Here is a 2,029-nt window from a genome sequence, read left to right as displayed (position 1 = left end):
ATTTTGATAAACTAATAGTTGAATGCTCTGGAAACGTTGTAAAGAATGTTAAGAGTGTTACAGTTCCAAACTCTAATGGTATGAAGGGTATTGAAGCAGCAGCTCTGCTGGGTGCACTTGGAGGAACTTCTAATCTTCATTTAGAGGTGTTATCAACTGTATCAGATGAAGTAAGAGCAAAGGTAAATGAATTATTAAAAACACCAAGTTGCCAAGTCGTATTAGCAGATAACATCCCTGGTTTATATATCAGTGTTACTGCAATTAAAGGTGAAAATAAAGCAAAGGCTGTATTAAAAGAATGTCATGATGAACTTTACTTACTTTCATTAAACGAAGAAGTAATAAATCAAAAAGACTTAAATGAAGAAAGTAATGATAATCTTGATGAATTAAGAAAACTGCTTAATTTAAAAGACATTGTCTACTATGCAAAGAATGTAGATATACAAAAGATAAGAAAGCCATTAACAAGACAGGTAGAGCTAAATAAAGCAATAGCTGAGGAAGGCTTAAGGAATAATTATGGCTGTTCAATTGGAAAGACGCTAAAGAAGCTATATGACTGGGATGATGTAAGAATTAGAGCAAGAGCATATGCATCTGCCGGATCTGATGCAAGGATGTCAGGGTGTAGTCTACCAGTAGTAATTAATAGTGGAAGTGGCAACCAAGGGTTAACAGTATCGTTACCAGTTGTAGAATATGGAGAGTATTTAAATGCAAGTGAAGAAGAGGTATTAAGAGCACTTGCTTTATCGAATTTAACAGCAATACATCAAAAGAAATATATAGGACCACTTTCTGCATATTGTGGAGCAGTATCTGCCTCAGCTGGTGCATCAGCAGGAATAGCGTTTTTAATGGGTGGAGGAGAAAATGAAATAGCAAAGGCTATTTCAAATACTCTTGCAATGGTAGGTGGAATTGTTTGCGATGGAGCAAAGGCATCATGTGCTGCTAAAATATCTTCTTCATTAGAAGCAGCAATACTTGCTATGGAGATGAGCTTAGAAGAAAAAACATCTTTCCAAAGTGGTGATGGCCTTGTTAAAAAGGATATTGAAAAAACTATTGAAGCCTTTGGAAAGATGGGTAAAGAAGGTATGAGAGAAACTGATAAGGAAATCCTTAATTTAATGCTTGAAGATTAATTTTGTACACTCAAAGAACAAATAATTCTTTTTATCTGAGTGATGATGGAATATCATTAAGTAAAAGGATAAAAAGATGAAGCCATTAATTGAAATTTGTTTAGAGTCTGTTGAGTCTGTAATTGCAGCAGAAAAAGGTGGAGCTGATAGAGTAGAGCTTTGTAGTGATTTGTTTGAAGGTGGATTAACTCCAACTATTGGAACAGTTAAAACAGCTTTAAAGAAAAGTAATATTAAAATTAATGTAATGATTAGACCTAGGGGTGGTGACTTTTGCTACTCTGATGAAGAGTTTGAAGTCATGCTTGAAGATGTAAGAGCTTTAAAGGATACCGGTATTAATGGAATAGTATTTGGTATTTTAACACCAGAAGGTGATGTAGATATCGTTCGCTCAAAAGAGTTAATTGAATTAGCTCGACCATTACCAGTTACCTTCCATAGAGCATTTGATATGACTAGGGATCCATATAAGAGCTTAGAGGATTTAATTAATCTTGGTGTTGATAGAGTATTAACTAGCGGACAAGAAGCAACTGTCCCTGAAGGTGCTGATTTACTTGAGGAATTAGTTAAAATTGCAGGCGATAGAATTATTGTTATGCCGGGCTGTGGTATTACTGAGAGAAATTTCCCAAAGCTTCAAGAAAAGATTAAAGCTAAGGAATATCATATATATCTTCCAAAAGAGATAAGCAGTAAGATGGTTTATCATCCTGGCCATATTTATATGGGTGGTTTACTCCGTCAAAGTGAATTTACTATCACACATACTTCTTCTCAAAGAGTTAGTCAGGTTATGGGATTATTGTAATGAAGATTTTTACAGGTGGTTTTCACCACGAATCAGATACATTTAATCCTATTATTACTGG

Annotated in this window: 2 protein-coding genes; both read left to right on the top strand. The window is 34.6% G+C overall.

Going from position 1 to position 2,029, the window contains the following annotated elements:
• On the top strand, window positions 1-1,154 hold a 1,154-nt coding region (locus SOY52_RS04455), incomplete at its 5' end, for a serine dehydratase subunit alpha family protein (RefSeq protein ID WP_320847777.1).
• Window positions 1,155-1,230: 76 nt separating this feature from the next.
• Window positions 1,231-1,968 (top strand): copper homeostasis protein CutC, encoded by a 738-nt coding sequence (locus SOY52_RS04450; protein ID WP_320847776.1) that lies wholly within the window; start codon window positions 1,231-1,233, stop codon window positions 1,966-1,968.
• Window positions 1,969-2,029: the final 61 nt, after the last annotated feature.

The sequence above is a fragment of the Bullifex sp. genome, from assembly GCF_034103065.1.
Classification (GTDB): Bacteria; Spirochaetota; Spirochaetia; order Sphaerochaetales; family Sphaerochaetaceae; genus Bullifex.
The sequence above is the reverse complement of the archived record's forward strand: the minus strand, read 5'-3'. Positions and strand labels throughout refer to the sequence as shown.